Origin of the sequence: Collimonas sp. (assembly GCF_044339385.1) — a bacterium.
In the GTDB taxonomy this organism is placed as follows: domain Bacteria; phylum Pseudomonadota; class Gammaproteobacteria; order Burkholderiales; family Burkholderiaceae_D; genus Collimonas.
On record NZ_JBIIVN010000037.1, the window covers coordinates 1 to 17946 of the forward strand.

At 53.5% G+C, this 17946-nt stretch carries 17 protein-coding genes; 16 read left to right on the top strand and 1 reads right to left on the bottom strand.

Annotation, left to right across the window (positions count from 1 at the left end; genetic code table 11):
- Nucleotides 1–162 precede the first annotated feature (162 nt).
- Nucleotides 163–858, bottom strand: coding sequence for a Bax inhibitor-1/YccA family protein (locus tag ACIQ0R_RS04480; RefSeq protein ID WP_395824125.1), 696 nt, complete (start codon nucleotides 856–858; stop codon nucleotides 163–165).
- 302 nt (nucleotides 859–1160) lie between these two features.
- On the opposite strand from ACIQ0R_RS04480, the gene ndk reads away from it, so the two are divergent.
- The 16 genes from ndk (at nucleotide 1161) to ACIQ0R_RS04560 (ending at nucleotide 17742) form a co-directional block, all read left to right on the top strand.
- Nucleotides 1161–1571 carry a nucleoside-diphosphate kinase gene (ndk, locus tag ACIQ0R_RS04485; RefSeq protein ID WP_395824129.1) on the top strand — a complete coding sequence of 137 codons (411 nt, stop codon included), beginning with the start codon at nucleotides 1161–1163 and terminating at the stop codon, nucleotides 1569–1571.
- 176 nt (nucleotides 1572–1747) lie between these two features.
- On the top strand, nucleotides 1748–2923 hold the full coding sequence (rlmN, locus tag ACIQ0R_RS04490) for a 23S rRNA (adenine(2503)-C(2))-methyltransferase RlmN (RefSeq protein WP_395824132.1): 1176 nt from the start codon (nucleotides 1748–1750) through the stop codon (nucleotides 2921–2923).
- 62 nt (nucleotides 2924–2985) lie between these two features.
- Entirely contained in the window at nucleotides 2986–3762 is a 777-nt protein-coding gene (gene pilW, locus ACIQ0R_RS04495) for a type IV pilus biogenesis/stability protein PilW (protein WP_395824137.1), read from the top strand.
- Complete coding sequence (locus tag ACIQ0R_RS04500; RefSeq protein WP_395824140.1) at nucleotides 3755–4741, top strand: helix-turn-helix domain-containing protein; 987 nt, start codon at nucleotides 3755–3757, stop codon at nucleotides 4739–4741. Before pilW ends, ACIQ0R_RS04500 begins: the two co-directional genes overlap by 8 nt.
- Before the next feature lie 28 nt (nucleotides 4742–4769).
- Nucleotides 4770–6035: a flavodoxin-dependent (E)-4-hydroxy-3-methylbut-2-enyl-diphosphate synthase gene (gene ispG, locus ACIQ0R_RS04505; RefSeq protein WP_395824143.1), complete on the top strand. Its 1266-nt coding sequence runs from the start codon at nucleotides 4770–4772 to the stop codon at nucleotides 6033–6035.
- Nucleotides 6036–6135: 100 nt separating this feature from the next.
- A complete protein-coding gene (gene hisS, locus ACIQ0R_RS04510) occupies nucleotides 6136–7518 on the top strand; it encodes a histidine--tRNA ligase (RefSeq protein WP_395824146.1) in 1383 nt (460 codons plus the stop codon).
- A 13-nt stretch (nucleotides 7519–7531) separates the two neighbouring features.
- Nucleotides 7532–8170: a YfgM family protein gene (locus ACIQ0R_RS04515; RefSeq protein WP_395824149.1), complete on the top strand. Its 639-nt coding sequence runs from the start codon at nucleotides 7532–7534 to the stop codon at nucleotides 8168–8170.
- 21 nt (nucleotides 8171–8191) lie between these two features.
- Nucleotides 8192–9328: an outer membrane protein assembly factor BamB gene (bamB, locus tag ACIQ0R_RS04520; protein WP_395824152.1), complete on the top strand. Its 1137-nt coding sequence runs from the start codon at nucleotides 8192–8194 to the stop codon at nucleotides 9326–9328.
- A 7-nt stretch (nucleotides 9329–9335) separates the two neighbouring features.
- The gene (der, locus tag ACIQ0R_RS04525) at nucleotides 9336–10679 is read left to right on the top strand and encodes a ribosome biogenesis GTPase Der (RefSeq protein WP_395824155.1); all 1344 of its coding nucleotides are present in this window, start codon (nucleotides 9336–9338) and stop codon (nucleotides 10677–10679) included.
- 133 nt (nucleotides 10680–10812) lie between these two features.
- The gene (gene hfq / locus ACIQ0R_RS04530) at nucleotides 10813–11049 is read left to right on the top strand and encodes an RNA chaperone Hfq (RefSeq protein ID WP_395824158.1); all 237 of its coding nucleotides are present in this window, start codon (nucleotides 10813–10815) and stop codon (nucleotides 11047–11049) included.
- A gap of 39 nt (nucleotides 11050–11088) precedes the next feature.
- Complete coding sequence (gene hflX, locus ACIQ0R_RS04535) at nucleotides 11089–12231, top strand: GTPase HflX (RefSeq protein ID WP_395824161.1); 1143 nt, start codon at nucleotides 11089–11091, stop codon at nucleotides 12229–12231.
- A gap of 107 nt (nucleotides 12232–12338) precedes the next feature.
- Nucleotides 12339–13643, top strand: coding sequence for an FtsH protease activity modulator HflK (gene hflK, locus ACIQ0R_RS04540; protein ID WP_395824164.1), 1305 nt, complete (start codon nucleotides 12339–12341; stop codon nucleotides 13641–13643).
- The gene (gene hflC, locus ACIQ0R_RS04545; RefSeq protein WP_395824168.1) at nucleotides 13643–14536 is read left to right on the top strand and encodes a protease modulator HflC; all 894 of its coding nucleotides are present in this window, start codon (nucleotides 13643–13645) and stop codon (nucleotides 14534–14536) included. The genes hflK and hflC overlap by 1 nt, the downstream gene beginning before the upstream one ends.
- 193 nt (nucleotides 14537–14729) lie before the next feature.
- Nucleotides 14730–15878: an ATP phosphoribosyltransferase regulatory subunit gene (locus ACIQ0R_RS04550; protein WP_395824171.1), complete on the top strand. Its 1149-nt coding sequence runs from the start codon at nucleotides 14730–14732 to the stop codon at nucleotides 15876–15878.
- 3 nt (nucleotides 15879–15881) lie between these two features.
- Nucleotides 15882–17195 carry an adenylosuccinate synthase gene (locus ACIQ0R_RS04555; RefSeq protein WP_395824174.1) on the top strand — a complete coding sequence of 438 codons (1314 nt, stop codon included), beginning with the start codon at nucleotides 15882–15884 and terminating at the stop codon, nucleotides 17193–17195.
- Nucleotides 17196–17202: 7 nt separating this feature from the next.
- Complete coding sequence (locus ACIQ0R_RS04560) at nucleotides 17203–17742, top strand: phosphoribosyltransferase (RefSeq protein WP_395824177.1); 540 nt, start codon at nucleotides 17203–17205, stop codon at nucleotides 17740–17742.
- The last annotated feature ends 204 nt before the right edge of the window (nucleotides 17743–17946 follow it).

Consider the following 17946-nt stretch of genomic DNA (forward strand, 5'->3'; position numbering starts at 1 on the left):
TGCACGGCTAGCTCCTTGAACTCCGCCGTGTACATCTGTTTTGGTATCTTCTTCATTGCTGGTCTTTCCAAAGGATCGTTGATTTTACGTTACCTATGGAAGACTAAATTTCGGGGGAAGCTCAGATTATGGTCGGCTTTTTCATTGGCGTTTGGGTTCGTCTTAATTGCGATTGCCGCCGAAAATGCCCAGCAGCGACAGCAGGTTGACGAAAATGTTGTAGACGTCGAGATACAAACTCAGTGTTGCTGAAATGTAATTTGTCTCGCCGCCGTTGATGATGCGCTGCACGTCATAGATGATATAGGCCGAAAAAATCGCGATTGCAATAACCGACACTGCCAGGTACAGCGCTGGGATTTGCAGGAAAACGTTGGCTAGCGAGGCCAGCAGCAGAACTATCGCGCCGGCGAACAACCATTTGCCCATGCCGGAGAAATCGCGTTTGCTGACTGTTGCAATGCTTGCCATAACAACAAAAACGCTGGCGGTGCCGCCAAACGCCATCATGATCAAGGTTGCGCCGTTAGAGTAACCAACTAGGGTATGTCCAATCAGGCGTGACAGCATCAACCCCATGAAAAAAGTAAAGCCGAGCAGAAGAAGTACGCCCCAACCGGTATTCTTGGTTTTTTCAATCGCATAAAAGAAGCCGAATGCCACGACCATGAAGGCGATAAAACCGATCAGCGGGCTGTTGCGGAAGAAGCTGAAGTCCATCTGAACGCCAAGCCATGCCCCTGCAATGGTCGGCAGCATGGACAGTGCCAGTAGCCAGTACGTATTGCGCAGCACACGGTGTTGTGCGCTCAGCGCGGTGCTGCCTGGTGAATAGGTTGATTGCAGATTTGGGTTCATGAAGGACTCCTTTGGAAATTGCAAAAATAATAAACCGTGGCGATCATAGCATTTGCTAGTGACATCTTTGTGTCAGACAGTAAGCCGCCCAACTGGTTCTCCGCAGATTTTGCATCGTGGCCCGGTGTTTTTTGTTGGTCGTTCAGTTTGACGGGATAAGCACCTTGCTTTTTGGCTAGTTTTGACGATTCTATATGGGTGTTTCGTGTTAAAATCTCGTGTTAAAATCAAAGGTTGATTGAATTATTAACCAGTCATTTAAATAAGCATTTTAACCCTTTCATTTCATTGGAGTTTTTCAGATGGCAATTGAACGCACCCTGTCGATTATCAAACCGGACGCAGTCGCAAAAAACGTAATCGGCCAAATTTATACCCGTTTTGAAAACGCTGGCCTGAAAATCGTTGCTGCACGCATGGCTCAGCTGTCCCGTGAAGAAGCAGAGGGCTTCTACGCGGTTCATCGCGAGCGTCCTTTCTTCAAGGACCTGGTTGATTTCATGATCTCCGGCCCAGTCATGATTCAAGCGCTGGAAGGCGAAAACGCAGTATTGAAGCACCGCGACCTGATGGGCGCAACCGATCCTAAGAAGGCAGAAAAAGGCACTATTCGCGCCGATTTCGCTGATTCGATCGACGCAAACGCAGTACATGGCTCGGATGCGGTTGAAACAGCGAAAGTTGAAATCGCTTACTTCTTCCCAGCCGTCTGAGTTGCGATTTAAGCGCAATTAAAGTTGTTTTGTTGTAGCTGTGGGGTGGGAAAGTTGTTTTGTTGTAGCTGTGGGGTGGGCATGCAGCGCCTTTGACGATGCAGTGATGCGTCGGTTGTGCGGGCATCTTGTACCCACTCTTGTACCCACCCTGCGGCATAGAAAATGGAAATGCAATGACTACTCTCACCAACCTGCTGGATCTGGATCCCGCGCAACTGGCCGCATATTGCGGCGAGTTGGGGGAGAAGCCATTCCGCGCCAAACAATTATTGCGCTGGATTCATCAGTTCGGTGCACACGATTTCGACGCAATGACCGACTTAGCGAAGTCGTTGCGCGATAAGCTGGCGACCCGTGCGTTCATCGCCGCGCCGGCTGTGATCAGCGATCACACCTCCACCGACGGTACCCGCAAATGGCTGCTCGATGTCGGTCACGGGAATGCTGTGGAAACCGTGTTCATTCCGGAAGAAAATCGCGGCACGCTATGTATTTCGACGCAAGCCGGTTGTGCGGTGAATTGCCGCTTCTGTTCAACTGGCAAGCAGGGCTTCAGCCGCAACCTGAGCGTCGGTGAGATCATTGGCCAGCTCTGGATGGCAGAGTTCGAATTGCGCAATTCAAAGGGCATCGAGCCGGGTCATAAGGGCGAGCGTCAGATCACCAACGTGGTGATGATGGGCATGGGCGAACCATTGTTGAATTACGAACCAACGGTGACCGCACTCAAGCTGATGCTTGACGATAATGCGTATGGCCTGTCGCGTCGTCGTGTGACATTGTCTACCAGCGGCGTGGTGCCGATGATCGACAAGCTGTCTCAGGATTGCGCTGTGGCGATGGCGGTTTCGCTGCATGCCTCGAATGACACCTTGCGCGACGGCTTGGTGCCGCTGAACAAAAAATACCCGTTGCGCGACTTGATGACTGCTTGCAAGCGCTATCTGGAGTTCGCGCCGCGCGACTTCATTACCTTTGAATACTGCATGCTGGACGACGTCAATGATACCGATGCGCATGCACGCGAGTTGATTGCCCTGGTGCAGGGCCAGGCTGGTGGCCCTGCCGTGCCATGCAAATTCAACCTGATCCCTTTTAACCCGTTCCCAGAGTCGGGGCTGAGACGCTCCAAAAATCCGCGGATCAAGGCGTTCGCGCAGATATTGATGGATGCAGGTATCGTCACCACCGTGCGCAAAACCCGCGGCGACGATATCGACGCCGCTTGTGGTCAACTGGCTGGTGAAGTACAGGATCGAACCCGGGTGCAGGAGCGGATGCAAAAAATGACCGAATATCAGCAGAAGTTCGGTAAAAATTTCGGCCGTATCATCGAGGTGTCTCAGTGATAAAAAAAGTCGGTCGAAAGCATGGATGTTGGAGTAGTCGTCTCGCGCTTGCGGCAGGCGCGTTGTCGTTGTTAAGTGGGTTGAGTGGTTGCGCCAATCAGTCGGCTTTCGCAGAAGGCGAAAGCGGTTCGCGGCGTGAACTGGCCACCAGTTCAGATCAGACTGAAGCGCAACGGCGTGCCAGTATACGTCTGCAATTGGCGGTTGGTTATTTCGGGCAGGGACAGCTGGAAGTCGCGCTTGACGAGATCAAGCAAGCCGTAGCGGCAAATCCGGAGTTGGCCGATGCCTATAGCGTGCGTGGCCTGATCTATATGGATATGGACGAAAACCGCTTGGCCGACGATAATTTCCAGCGCGCGCTGCGGCTGTCGCCGGGCAACCCTGATTTTTCTAATAATTACGGGTGGTTTCTTTGTCAGAGTGGCAGGCCGAAGGAGTCGATCGTTCATTTTGAGGCGGCGTTGAAGAGCCGGGCTTATCAGTCGCCGGCAAAGGCGTTGGCCAATGCAGGTGTGTGCAGCCTGAAATTCAATGATACGGTGGCAGCGGAGCGCTATCTGTTGCAAGCTTTTCAGTTCGACGCCAGTAATCCCTTGACCAATGCTAGTCTGGCGAAATTGGCGTATGACCGCAATGATCTGGAGCGTGCCCGGTTTTATATCGGCTTAGTATTGAAAGCGGATGCGCCTAATGCGGAAGCGCTTTGGGAAGCCATTAAAGTGGAGCGAAAGTTGGGCGACACTGCTGCAGAAACAAGTTTGGTAACCCAGTTACGCCGTCGTTTCGCCGGCTCACCGGAGTTTGCCGCCTACCAACGTGGAGCGTTTGATGAGTGAGTCGGAACAGTTGAAGTCGAAGATTGTCGATGAGGTAAATGCAGAATCCGTCTCGCCGCAGGTTGCTGGCGTCAGTCCTGCATCACTCGGTGCGCAACTTGCCAGTAAGCGCGAGCAATTGGGGGTTTCGATCGCAGAGGTGTCCAGTTATTTGAAACTGGCTCCGCGCCAGATCGAGGCGATCGAAGTCGACAATTATGCAGCTTTGCCTACCATGGTCATGACGCGTGGCTTTATCCGTTCGTATGCAAAATTGCTGGGGCTTGATCCGACTGTGCTGCTTGCACAGATCTCGCCTGCGGCCGAGCCTAAGGAACTGTCAAACGGCCGTCGCAATCAATTGTCGACACCTTTTCCCGAATCTCGTTTCACTGTCATGGGGCGTACCAGATTTGCTTATAAATGGCTGATAGCGGGCGCCGTGGTGCTCCTGTTGCTGGCTGTCGGGATGCGCCTGGATCTGTTGCCGATGGTGGGAAATGCATTACATCCGGCTGCCGAAAAAACGACGGCAGCGGCGACGCCTTGCGCCGCCAGTGGTAAAAGCAGCACCGAATTGCCGTTGTCGCCAAGCGCGGCAGAGGCCTCTGCAACCAAGGCGCCCGCTGACGCTGCACCAGTTCCAGTTCCAGTTCCAGTCGTCAATGCGGCGGCAGTCACTGTGGCCAATGGTGGCGATGCACCTGTCTCTGCCCCAGCAAACGCGACAACCGCAGTGCCGGCAGCGCCTCAAGGCGCGAATGGCAATCAGTTGAGCCTGAATTTTAGGCAGGATTCATGGGTTGAAATCAAGCGTGCCGATAATTCGGTATTAATTTCGCGTCTGGTAAAGGCTGGTGATTCGCAGTCGTTTGATATCACTCAGCCGGTCTCGGTCACTATCGGCAACCTGGATGGCGTCGATGCCATGCTACGCGGGCAGCCGCTTGATTTGAAGGCCACTTCCAAGACAAATGTGGCTCGTTTGAATCTGAAGTAAGCTTGAACAAGTTGAAGGAGAGCGGCGTATGTCGCAGATAAATCTACCGATCGGCTCCGGCCCCTGCTTGCGGCGCGTCAGCCGCAGCGCCGCCGTGAGCTATGGCGAACGCAAGATATTGGTTGGTGGCGGGGCACCTGTGGTGGTGCAATCGATGACCAATACCGACACTGCCGATGCAATCGGCACCGCGATCCAGATCAAGGATCTGGCGCGTGCCGGCTCGGAGCTGGTGCGTATCACTGTGAATAATCCGGAAGCCGCAGCAGCGGTGCCGGCAATTCGCGAACAGCTCGATAAGATGGGCATTGATGTGCCCCTGGTCGGCGATTTTCATTACAACGGCCACACGCTGCTAAGCGACTATCCGGAGTGTGCTCAGGCGCTGTCGAAATATCGTATCAATCCCGGTAATGTCGGCAAGGGCGCCAAGCGCGACACGCAGTTTGCGCAAATGATCGAAATTGCCTGTAAGTACGATAAGCTGGTACGTATCGGCGTCAATTGGGGCAGTCTGGATCAGGCGCTACTGGCGCGTATCATGGATGAGAATGCGTTGCGTAGCCAGCCTTGGCCGGCGCAGGCGGTGATGTATGAAGCCCTGGTGACGTCGGCCATCGAGAACGCGCAACGTGCAGAAGAATTAGGGTTGGGGGGCGATAAGATCATCCTGTCGTGTAAAGTTTCCGGAGTCCAGGATTTGATCGCGGTGTATCGCGAACTCGCGCGCCGCTGCGACTACCCGTTGCATCTTGGCCTGACCGAAGCAGGCATGGGCAGCAAGGGGATCGTTGCTTCGACGGCTGCATTGTCGGTGCTGTTGCAGGAAGGAATCGGCGATACGATCCGTATTTCCCTGACGCCGGAGCCGGGCGGCGATCGGACCAAAGAAGTCATCGTCGGCCAAGAGATTTTGCAAACCATGGGCTTGCGCAAGTTTGCACCGATGGTGATTGCGTGCCCTGGTTGCGGACGCACCACGTCGACCGTATTTCAAGATCTGGCCGACAAGATACAGACGTATTTGCGTGACCAGATGCCGGTTTGGAAAAAAGCGTATCCGGGCGTCGAAAGCATGAATGTGGCGGTGATGGGGTGTATCGTCAATGGCCCGGGCGAATCTAAGCATGCCAATATCGGCATCAGTTTGCCTGGCACCGGTGAATCGCCCGCAGCGCCCGTGTTTATCGACGGCGAAAAGAAGCTGACGTTGCGCGGCGACCGGATTGCTGAAGAATTCCAGGCGGTGGTTCTGGATTATATTAAGAGTCATTACGGCCATGTATTGGTTTGAGCGGATACGGGCGGTCAGTTGCAGGCCGGGCGTCCGTCGGAACGGATCTCTACCGGCGTATTGAATTGAACTGAAGTGAATTAAAGAAGATTGAATAAGAATGTCAGAAAATAAAAAGGCCGAAAAAATCGTCGGCGTAAAAGGTATGAACGATATTCTGCCTGCCGATGCGGCACTGTGGGAGTTGTTCGAGAACACCGTCGAGTCGGTACTGAAGAGCTACGGCTTCCAGAAGATTCGCACGCCAATCGTCGAGCCGACCGCATTGTTTGCGCGTGGCCTCGGCGCTGTCACCGACATCGTCGAAAAGGAAATGTATTCCTTCACCGATTCGATGAACGGTGACAACCTGACTTTACGTCCAGAAAGCACAGCCGGTGTGGTGCGTGCGGCGATCGAGCACAACCTGACCTATGACGGCCCCAAGCGCCTTTGGTACAGCGGCCCGATGTTCCGCCACGAGCGTCCGCAGCGCGGGCGCTATCGCCAGTTTCATCAGGTCGGCGCGGAAGCCCTCGGTTTTACCGGCCCCGACATCGATGCCGAACTCATCATGATGTGCCAGCGTTTGTGGGATGATCTCGGTCTACAGGACGTACAGTTGCAATTGAATTCCATCGGCGATGCTGAGGAGCGCAATCGCCATCGCGCAGACTTGATCGCGTATTTTGAAAAACATCACGACCTGCTCGACAGCGACGCGCAACGACGTTTGCACAGCAACCCGCTGCGCATTCTCGATACCAAGAATCCGACCATGCAGGAAATGGTCAACGGCGCTCCGCAACTGCTGGATTATCTGGGGGAAGAATCGCGTGCCCACTTCGAAGGTGTGCAAAAAATTCTGCGCCACAATAACATCCCGTTCGCCATCAATCCGCGCCTGGTACGTGGCATCGACTACTACAACCGCACCGTGTTTGAGTGGGTTACCGACCAGCTTGGTGCGCAGGGAACAGTATGCGGCGGCGGACGTTACGATCCGCTGGTCGAAATGTTTGGTGGCAAGCCTACACCGGCTTGTGGTTTTGCGATGGGCGTCGAACGCTTGCTGGAGCTGATGCGCGCCAACGGCGAACAGGCAACGCGCAATGAATGCGACGTTTATCTGGTGCACCAGGGCGAGGTGGCGCAACTGCAATCATTCATTCTGGCAGAGCGTTTGCGCAATGCCGGACTCGATGTTGTGCTACATTGCGCTTCGTCGAATGCCGGTGGCAGTTTCAAATCTCAGATGAAACGTGCCGATGCCAGCGGTGCTGCTTACGCCATCATCATCGGCGAAGATGAAGTCACCAATCATACGGCGACCGTCAAGACCTTGCGTGCCGACGGCGATGGCGACGACAATCTCGACAAAGCTAGTGCCGGCAATCAGAGTGTCGTTCCGTTCGATGCAGTAAGCGATTATCTGGTGGATCAGATCGTCGGCGACGACGGTCATGACCACGGTGGTCATCAACATATTCACTATCATCACTAAGAAATAAAATCATATGGCATTCGATCTCGACGAACAGGAACAACTGGCAGCGCTGAAGGATTGGTGGAAAAAATATGGCAACCTGACGACCTGGGCGCTGATTATCGCTCTGGGTGCCTATGCTGGCTGGTCTGGCTGGAATTATTACCAGCGCAGCCAAGCCTTGCAGGCATCGCAGTTGTATGATGAGTTGCAAAAAGCGGTGTCCGCCAAGGTGCAGCGAGCTGCTGCAGATATTCAGCAGAAATTCGGCAGCACGGCCTATGCTGGCATGGCCGCGCTATCGGCCGCCAAGGTTGCCTTTGACGCCAACGATCTGAATGGCGCAAAGGAACAATTGCAATGGACGGTAGATCATGGTGCCGATGACGACTATCGTGCGCTTGCGCGGGTACGTCTGGCGGGCATCCTGCTGGACCAGAAAGCTTACGATGATGGCTTGAAGGTGTTGGCAGCAGATGTTCCTGCGCCTTTCGCCAGTGCTGTCGCTGATCGCAAGGGCGATATCCTGGTCGCGCAGAACAAGATTGACGAAGCTCGCGCTGCCTATCAATTGGCATTGGATAAAATGGATAGCCAGAATCCTGGCAGGCAACTGATTCAATTGAAACTTGACGCGATTGGCGGCGCACCAGCCAAAGCCGCAGCCTGATAATTCAAAAAAAGGAAGAATATGCGTATTGCAGTGAAAGTCGCCTTTGTCGGCGCATTGCTAATGTTGGGTGGCTGCTCCTTGTTCGCTGGCAAGAAACCGAGTAACCCTCCTGCGCCGCTGGTTGAGTTCACGCAAAGCCTTAAAGTTCGTCAGGCATGGACGCTGTCGATCGGTAGCGCATCGATCTTCACTTTTTCCCCGGTTGCCGCCAACGGCAGCATATATGCTGCTTCAGCTGACGGTACGGTGGCTCGGTTAGATGGGCTCACCGGCGCAGTGGCTTGGCGTATTAATGCAGGTACGCACCTTACCGGTGGTGTTGGCAGCGATGGCAACACGGTGGCCGTCGCTGGCGAGAAGGGCGTATTGCTGGCCTTTGATGCTCAAGGAAAAAAGCGTTGGCAAGCCCAGGCGTCTAGCGAAATTCTGTCTGCTCCCGCGGTTGGTCAAGGCTTGGTGATCGTATGTAGTCTCGATAACCGGATTGCGGCGTATGACGCTGACACCGGCGAACGCCGCTGGGCTGTATTGCGCACATTGCCTTCGCTGACCCTGCGTTCGGCTCCCGGCGTTCTGGTCCTGCCTCAGGCAACTTTCCTTGCGCTACCGGGCGGTCGTTTGTCGGCGTTGAATCTGACCAATGGGGGCCCATGGTGGGAAATGGCGATTGGCGATCCGCGCGGCACGACCGAACTTGAGCGGATAGCCGATGCCTCGGGCACGCCGGTGATTATCGGTCGTCAGGTGTGTGCCGTCGCCTACCAAGGGCGGGTCGGTTGTTTTGACGCCGGCAGCGGCACGGCCCATTGGGCCAAACCGTTTTCCAGCGATGTTGGCATCGGTGCCGATGAGCGCACCATCTTTGCCGTCAATGAGAACGGCGCCGTAAGCGCATTCGCTCTGGATAGCGGTGCGGTAGTATGGCAAAACAAGCAGCTCGCCAATCGTGTGCTGACAACCCCGGCTGTGCTGGGTAATTCAGTTGTGGTTGGCGACTTTGAGGGATATATTCATTTCTTGTCCCGTGAAGATGGCTCCCTGATCGCCCGTGTTCGTGCAGACAGCAGCGCTGTGCTGCCGAACCCGATCGTTGTGGGTTCCAATGTAATTTTTCAAACCAAAGCAGGAACCTTAATCGCTTTTGCGACAGAGTAACAATTTAATGAAGCCAGTAATTGCTCTAGTAGGACGTCCCAATGTCGGCAAATCGACGTTATTCAATCGTCTGACGCGTTCCCGTGACGCGTTGGTCGCCGATTTGCCCGGCCTGACTCGCGATCGCCACTACGGCGAAGGCCGGGTTGGCGAGCGGCCATTCCTGGTGATTGATACTGGCGGTTTTGAGCCGGTTGCCAAAGACGGCATCATGCACGAGATGGCCAAGCAGACCAAGCAAGCCGTAGCCGAAGCCGATATTGTGATTTTCATCGTTGATGGCCGTCAAGGATTGACGCCGCACGACAAGACTATTACCGATTTTCTGCGCAAGTCGGGCCGCTCGGTGATGCTGGTGGTGAACAAGTCAGAGGGCATGAAGTACACCTCGGTCACGGCCGAGTTTTACGAGCTGGGCATGGGCGATCCCTATGTCATTTCGGCTGCGCACGGCGATGGTGTCGCCGATCTAGTAGAAGAGTCGCTTGATCTTGCGTTCTCTCAGCGTGCGGCCGAAGAGCCCGAGCCGGAAGACAAGGATCGTGGCATAAAGATCGCCATCGTTGGCCGGCCGAACGTCGGCAAATCAACCTTGGTCAACACCTTGCTGGGCGAGGAGCGCGTCATAGCATTTGGCATGCCTGGCACTACCCGCGATTCGATCGAGATTCCGTTCGAGCGCGAAGGTAAGAAATACACATTCATCGATACCGCCGGTATTCGTCGTCGTGGCAAGGTGTTCGAGGCAATCGAGAAATTTTCGGTAGTCAAGACGTTGCAATCGATTTCGGAAGCTAACGTGGTCTTGTTGCTGCTTGATGCGCAACAAGATATCTCCGAGCAGGATGCGCACATCGCCGGTTTCGTGCTGGAATCCGGGCGCGCGCTGGTCGTCGGCGTGAATAAATGGGATGGCTTGACCAGCGACCGTCGCGATGAAATCAAGATGGATATGGATCGCAAGCTGAATTTCCTGTCGTTTGCAAAGTTCCATTTCATCTCGGCACTGAAATCGACCGGTATTACACCGCTGATGAAATCGATCGACTCGGCGTACGCCGCAGCGATGTCCAACCTGACGACGCCGAAGCTGACGCGGGCCCTGATCGAGGCGGTAGAGCACCAGCAGCCGCGCCGTAAGGGATCGATTCGTCCGAAGCTGCGTTATGCTCACCAAGGTGGCATGAACCCGCCGATCGTCGTTATTCACGGCAATGCGCTGGAATCGATCGAAGATAACTATAAACGTTATCTTGAGAGGCATTTCCGGGAAACTTTTTCTCTGGTTGGGACTCCATTACGCATCGAGTTCAGATCCAGCAGGAACCCATACGCGCGCCAGGAAAAATAATTTTTCCATTGGCAGTAAATCAGAAAATCGTTTACATTCGCTAAACACCCACCGAGTCATTCACTTCGAATCTTATTGGTTCAAAAAGTAGTTTTCGTTTGACTTCTAATCACAACAACACAGTGGAGTAGCCATGAGTAATAAAGGGCAATTGTTACAAGACCCGTTTTTGAACGCCTTGCGCAAAGAGCATGTTCCGGTTTCGATCTATCTGGTCAACGGAATCAAACTTCAAGGCCATATTGAATCCTTCGATCAATACGTTGTTTTACTGCGTAATACCGTTACCCAAATGGTATATAAGCACGCCATCTCAACCGTTGTTCCTGCGCGCGCTGTCAATCTGAATCTTGAATCTGAAACAGAATAAACATTTGCTGCCGATGATGGCTGTACTACGATTGTTCCTATGCGTTCAGCGTTAGTCGGAGTGGACTTCGGCAAAGGTGACTTTGTCGCAAGTCTGGAAGAGCTTTCCTTGCTGGCCAGTTCGGCTGGTGCGTTGCCGGTCGTCACGATCACCGGCAAGCGTAGCAGCCCGGATGCGGCTTTGTTTGTTGGTTCCGGAAAGGCGCAGGAAATTGCCGATGCAGTGCTTGATGATGAGCTCGAGATCGTTATTTTCAATCATGCGCTGTCGCCGGCGCAACAACGTAATCTTGAGCGCGTTCTCAAAGTGAGGGTTCTGGATCGCACCAGCTTAATACTTGATATCTTTGCTCAGAGAGCCAAGAGTCATGAAGGTAAAGTACAAGTTGAGCTTGCGCAATTGCAGCACTTGGCGACACGACTGATACGCGGCTGGACGCACTTGGAGCGGCAAAAAGGCGGTATAGGCCTGCGTGGGCCCGGTGAAACTCAGCTTGAAACCGATCGTCGCTTGCTCGGTGATCGCGTCAAAGCCTTACGCGTCAGGCTGGATAAACTCCATCGGCAGCACGCTACACAACGGCGTGCCCGTGGCCGTAGTGCAACTATTTCGATTTCGCTGGTAGGTTATACCAACGCCGGTAAATCAACTTTATTTAATGCGCTGGCCAAAGCTGGCGTATATGCCGCAAACCAACTGTTTGCGACGCTGGACACTACTTCCCGGCGCGTGTACCTGGGCGAGGCCGGTAGCGTCGTAATTTCCGATACGGTCGGCTTTATCCGCGAATTGCCGCACCAACTGGTTGCCGCATTTCGGGCAACGCTGGAAGAAACTATCCATGCCGATTTACTATTGCATGTAGTCGATGCGGCTAGCCCAGCCCGGTTGGAGCAGATCGAACAGGTCAATCTGGTGCTAAAAGAGATAGGCGCTGATCATATCCCGCAGATTCTGGTCTGGAACAAGATTGACACGGCTGAACTGGCCCCGGATATGGAACGTGATGAGTATGATAAAATTCAACGAATTTTTATTAGTGCGCAAAAAGGTATCGGGCTTGATTTATTACGGCATGCAATAGGCGAATTTGTTACCCAGACCCCTGCGTTGCCGAATTACTCGATGCCGGTTTCAGAAGTTGAAGAATGGCACGAAGAACAGCATATTAAGCAGCGGTGAAGCAGTTTCGCATCATTTCATGATACATACACACCAAATAGACACCATGCACACGCCTCTGACGAGCATTCCAACCCCTTATTCATTTACTTAAAGATAACGATCGAATGCTTGGTACCTTATTCAAAAAATTGGGCTTGAAATTTTCGTTGAATGACCCGCAATGGGGTCGTAATTCGCAAAATGACAACAAGCAAAATAATGATGGCAAAAAGCCAAATAACGGTCCTCCAGACCTGGATAAACTCTGGCAAGAATTTAATCAGCGCTTGAATCGCTTGCTGAGCGGCAAGAATGGCGGTGGTGGTAATGACTCAAGCGGTGGTGGCTTCAGTCCTGATATGAAGGGCGCCGGGCTGGGGGTCGGTGCCATTACTGTCGTGGCATTCTTGCTGTGGTTGGCCAGTGGTTTCTTTACCGTTCAGGAAGGCCAGACCGGCGTTGTCATGACCTTCGGCAAATACAACCACTCGACCGCGCCGGGCTTCAACTGGCGCTGGCCATACCCGATCCAGAGTCATGAAATCGTCAATGTCTCGCAAGTGCGGACAGTCGAGGTTGGCTACCGCGCCAATGCCAAGAACAAGCAGCCCAAAGAAGCCCTGATGCTGACCGATGATGAAAACATCATCGATATCCAGTTTGCCGTTCAATACACATTGAAAAGTGCTTCCGACTGGATTTTTAATATTCGTGATCCAGAGGAAACCGTGCGCCAGGTGGCCGAAACGTCGATTCGTGAAATCGTCGGTAGAAACAAGATGGATTTCGTACTGTACGAAGGCCGTGAAAAAGTAGCGCAGGACACCAGCCAGTTGATGCAGCAAATTCTTGATCGCTATAAGACAGGTGTACAAATTACTAATGTCACCATGCAAGGAGTGCAGCCGCCGGAGCAGGTTCAGGCAGCGTTTGACGATGCAGTCAAGGCTGGACAAGACCGTGAACGGCAAAAGAACGAGGGCCAGGCTTACGCCAACGACGTAATTCCGAAGGCGCGCGGTGCCGCATCGCGCTTGCTGGAGGAAGCTGAGGCCTACAGTGCACGTGTCACTGCCAGCGCTGAGGGTGATGCTTCGCGTTTCAAGCAGGTTTTGACTGAATATCAGAAAGCGCCGGCAGTGACGCGCGATCGTATGTACTTGGATACCATGCAACAGATTTTTGCTAGTACAACAAAAGTGATGGTTGATGCCAAAAACGGAAACAATCTTTTGTATTTGCCATTGGATAAGCTGATTGCGCAATCTGCCGCCAGCGCCACAGCCAACAGCGCTGCCGCTACCAGTGCAGCATCAGGAAGCGTGACGGCCCCGGCCTTAAAGGATAATGTTGTGCCGACTGAGTCGCGGGCGCAAGCCGACGATCGCTCCCGTGATAGCCGCGACTCTCGTGATCGGGAGGGTCGATAATGAATCGTCTTATTGTAGCTGTGATAGGTGCATTTATCGCTCTGATGGTGTTGTCGTCGACGGTTTTCGTCGTCAATCAGCGCCAGTACGCTATTTTGTTCGCATTCGGCGAGGTCAAACAGGTGATCAAGGAGCCTGGCTTGCATTTCAAGCTGCCACCGCCGTTTCAGAATGTACTATTTTTGGATAACCGCATATTAACCATCGATCCGCCCGACACCGATCGTTTCATTACCGCCGAGAAAATGAATATTCTGATCGACGCGTTCGTGAAATGGCGCATTACCGATCCGAAATTGTATTTCGTCAGTTTTGGTGGTGATGAGAAGCGCGCCCAAGATCGTATGTCGCAAATCGTCAAGGCAGCCCTGAATGATGAGATCACCAAGCGTACAGTGCGCGAGGTGATTTCCGGACAGCGCGGCAAGGTGATGGATTCGATTCGTCAAAAGGTGCAGGATGAGGCCAAACAGATCGGCGTCGATATTATCGACGTGCGTTTAAAGCGGGTGGATTATGTCGACCAGATTAACTCCTCGGTTTATGATCGGATGAAATCCGAACGTCTGCGAGTGGCGAATGAATTGCGCTCTACCGGCTCTGCTGAATCCGAAAAGATTCGCGCTGATGCCGACAAGCAACGTACGGTTATTCTTGCAGAAGCTTATCGCGACGCAGAAAAAATGCGCGGTGAGGGTGATGCTAAAGCTTCGCAGATCTATGCCCAGGCATTCGGGCAAAATCCGGAGTTTTATAAATTTTATCGCAGCCTGGAAGCCTATCGTACCAGCTTCAAGACCCGTCAAGATCTGATGGTGATTGATCCAAATTCGGAATTCTTTAAATATTTCCGAAGCCCTGCTGGCGGAACTGCAACTCCTGCCAAAAAATAAACAAACCGCTTTAATCGGCAGCGGTAAACAGCTGGACGGGAATGGCGCCTTCGCTTGAGGCGCCATTCGCTATTTTTGAGGCTTAACCGCTTGCCTCTCCAGTTACATGCGTCGTCATTATTAATGATGTTTTTCCGGCAAGATTTGATATTTAACTTCTTGCGGAAAGTTTTTTCTAAGATTCATTTTTACTATGCCAAATTGGCTTCTTCCTGAAAATATTGCCGATGTCTTGCCATCGGAAGCGCGCAAGATAGAAGATTTGCGTCGCCTGATACTGGACAATTTCCGCTTGTACGGCTACGAGCTGGTCATGCCGCCGATGCTGGAATACCTGGAGTCGCTGTTGGCGGGCGCCGGCCAGGATACCGATTTGCGTACCTTCAAACTGGTGGATCAACTCTCGGGGCGCACGCTCGGTATTCGAGCGGACATGACCACTCAGGTGGCGCGTATTGATGCCCATTTGCTCAACCGCGAATCGGTTACGCGCTTGTGCTATGTCGGCAGTGTATTGCACACTCGGCAATCGGGCCTACACGCGACGCGCGAGCCGTTGCAGATCGGCGCTGAAATTTATGGCCATCTCGGCCTTGAAGCGGATGCAGAAATCCAGGAACTGGTGTTGGCAACGCTTGCCTTGGCCGGCATTTCCCAGGTGCGCCTGGATTTGTGCCATGTCGGTATCTTGCGCACCATTATCGCCGGAGATGGCGCAGCCAAGGTCGATGAAGCTGATCTGGTGGCATTGCTCGAAGCCAAGGATTTACCTGGATTACGTACCATCAGCGTTAGCTACAGGACTGAAACGCGCGCTGCATTGCTGGCATTGCCCGGCTTGTATGGCGATGTGAGCGTGCTGAAACAGGCGCGCCATGTGTTGCCAGCCTTGCCAGTCATCGATAAGGCGCTAGATGAGTTGGAAATGTTGGCCGCAGCCGCTGGGAAAGATTGCGTGACTGTCGATTTAGCCGATTTACGCGGGTATCATTATGAGAGCGGCTTAATTTTCGCTGCGTACGTACCGGGTTTGCCAAATGCGTTAGCGCGAGGCGGTCGTTATGATGTGGGCGCGGCGTTTGGGCGGTCGCGTCCGGCGACAGGGTTTTCGATGGATTTGCGGGAATTGGCCAGGCTAATTCCCGTTGCCACACGCAAGCGCGCGGTTCATGCCCCCTGGGGAGTGGACGCAGCTTTGAAAGAAAAGATCGTTGAATTGCGCAAGGCTGGGGAAGTTGTGATCCAGAGCTTGCCCGGTCATGAGAACGATCAAGACGAATTCGATTGCGACCGTGCGGTTGTACTCGAAAATGGAAACTGGATTATCAAAAATTTGGATTAAGTGATGTTACAGAAAAGCACCGCAAAAAACGTCGTTGTGATTGGTACCCAATGGGGCGACGAAGGAAAAGGCAAGATCGTTGATTGGCTGACCGATCACGCACAAGCAGTTGTGCGTTTTCAAGGCGGCCATAACGCTGGCCATACATTGGTCATTGGCGGTCACAAGACGGCATTGCAGTTGATCCCGTCCGGCATCATGCGCCCAGGCGTGGCCTGCTATATCGGCAACGGCGTAGTATTGTCGGTGCCCGACCTGTTGCGCGAGATCGATAAGCTGCAAGCTGCCGGTGTAGAAGTAGCGTCGCGCCTGAAGATTTCTGAAGCCTGCCCGATCATCCTGCCGTACCACACCGCACTCGATGCGGCGCGGGAAGCTGCGCGTGGCGACGCCAAGATCGGCACCACCGGCAAGGGCATCGGCCCGGCTTATGAAGACAAAGTTGCCCGTCGCGCTATCCGCGTAGCGGATCTGCTCAACGAAGAGCGTTTCGCGGAAAAGCTGAAAGCCAATCTCGAATACCATAATTTTGTTCTCACCAACTACCTCAAGGCCCCCGCCGTAGATTATCAAAAGACGCTGGACGACGCGCTCGCCACTGTCGAGCGCCTGCGCCCGATGGTTGCTGATGTGTCGAGCGATCTGTACGCGGCTTACAATGGCGGCGCCAGCTTGCTGTTCGAAGGTGCGCAAGGCAGTTTGCTCGATGTCGATCACGGTACTTATCCGTTCGTCACATCCAGCAACTGCGTGGCCGGCAATGCCGCTGCAGGCAGTGGCGTTGGCCCGAACATGTTGCATTACATCCTTGGTATCACCAAGGCTTACACTACGCGTGTCGGCTCCGGCCCGTTCCCATCCGAGCTGCCGACGGATCAGGGCGTTGGCAAACATTTGGCCAGCGTCGGCCATGAGTTCGGCACCGTGACTGGCCGTGCCCGTCGTTGCGGGTGGTTCGATGCGGCGTTGTTGAAGCGGTCGGTGCAAATCAACGGCGTCTCCGGCATGTGCCTGACCAAGCTGGACGTGCTGGACGGCCTCGAAACGCTGAGGCTTTGCACCGGGTATACGGTCAATGGCAAGAGCGTGGATATTTTCCCGGTCGGCGCTGAAGAAGCGGCACTGTGCCAGCCTGTTTATGAAGAAATGCCAGGTTGGAGCGAATCCACGGTTGGCGCTAAATCGATGGATGCATTGCCAGCCGCCGCCCGCGCTTATATCAAGCGTATTGAAGAGTTAGTAGGCGTGCCTATCGATATGGTGTCGACCGGGCCGGATCGCGAAGAAACCATCGTGTTGCGCCACCCATTTAAATAAACACAATATGGCGAACAAATCGGATGATAAACACCTGTGGGTTCCGTGGGATGAATATCATCGTATGATTGAAAAACTGGTCCTGAAGGTCCATGCGTCCGGCTGGCAGTTCGATCAGGTGCTGTGCCTGGCGCGCGGCGGCTTGCGTCCCGGCGACGTGTTTTCGCGTATTTTCGATGTGCCGTTGGCGATTCTGTCGACCAGTTCTTACCGTGAAGACGCAGGTACGGTGCGCAGTGAGCTCGATATCGGCAAACACATCACAATGAGTCGCGGCGCTTTGTCTGGCCGGGCTCTGGTGGTGGACGATCTGGTCGATTCGGGCGTTACCCTCGATAAAGTTCTGCATCACCTGAAAGAAAACTATGCGCCTGTGACGGAAGTGAAGTCTGCTGTGATCTGGTGGAAGGCTTGTTCTTCAATGACACCGGATTTTTACGTGGATTATCTACCGACTAACCCATGGATTCATCAGCCTTTTGAAGAGTACGACAGCTTACGGCCGCATCAGTTAGAGGCATGGAGCAAAAAAGGCGTGTCACGCTGATTTGTTGCTGTGTATGTATTTATAAAAACCTCGTTGAGTAAATATCGACGAGGTAAAGTGGACCCATCTGTCCAGACAAATATCTGCATAGTTTAAGAAGCACTTCTGAGGGTGTGCTGGATTTTGTGTAAACGGAATTTCGTTTAATTCGGCTTCATCCGTTCTTCAAACTGGATAGTGAAGCGGTTAAGTGCTCCCTTCCAG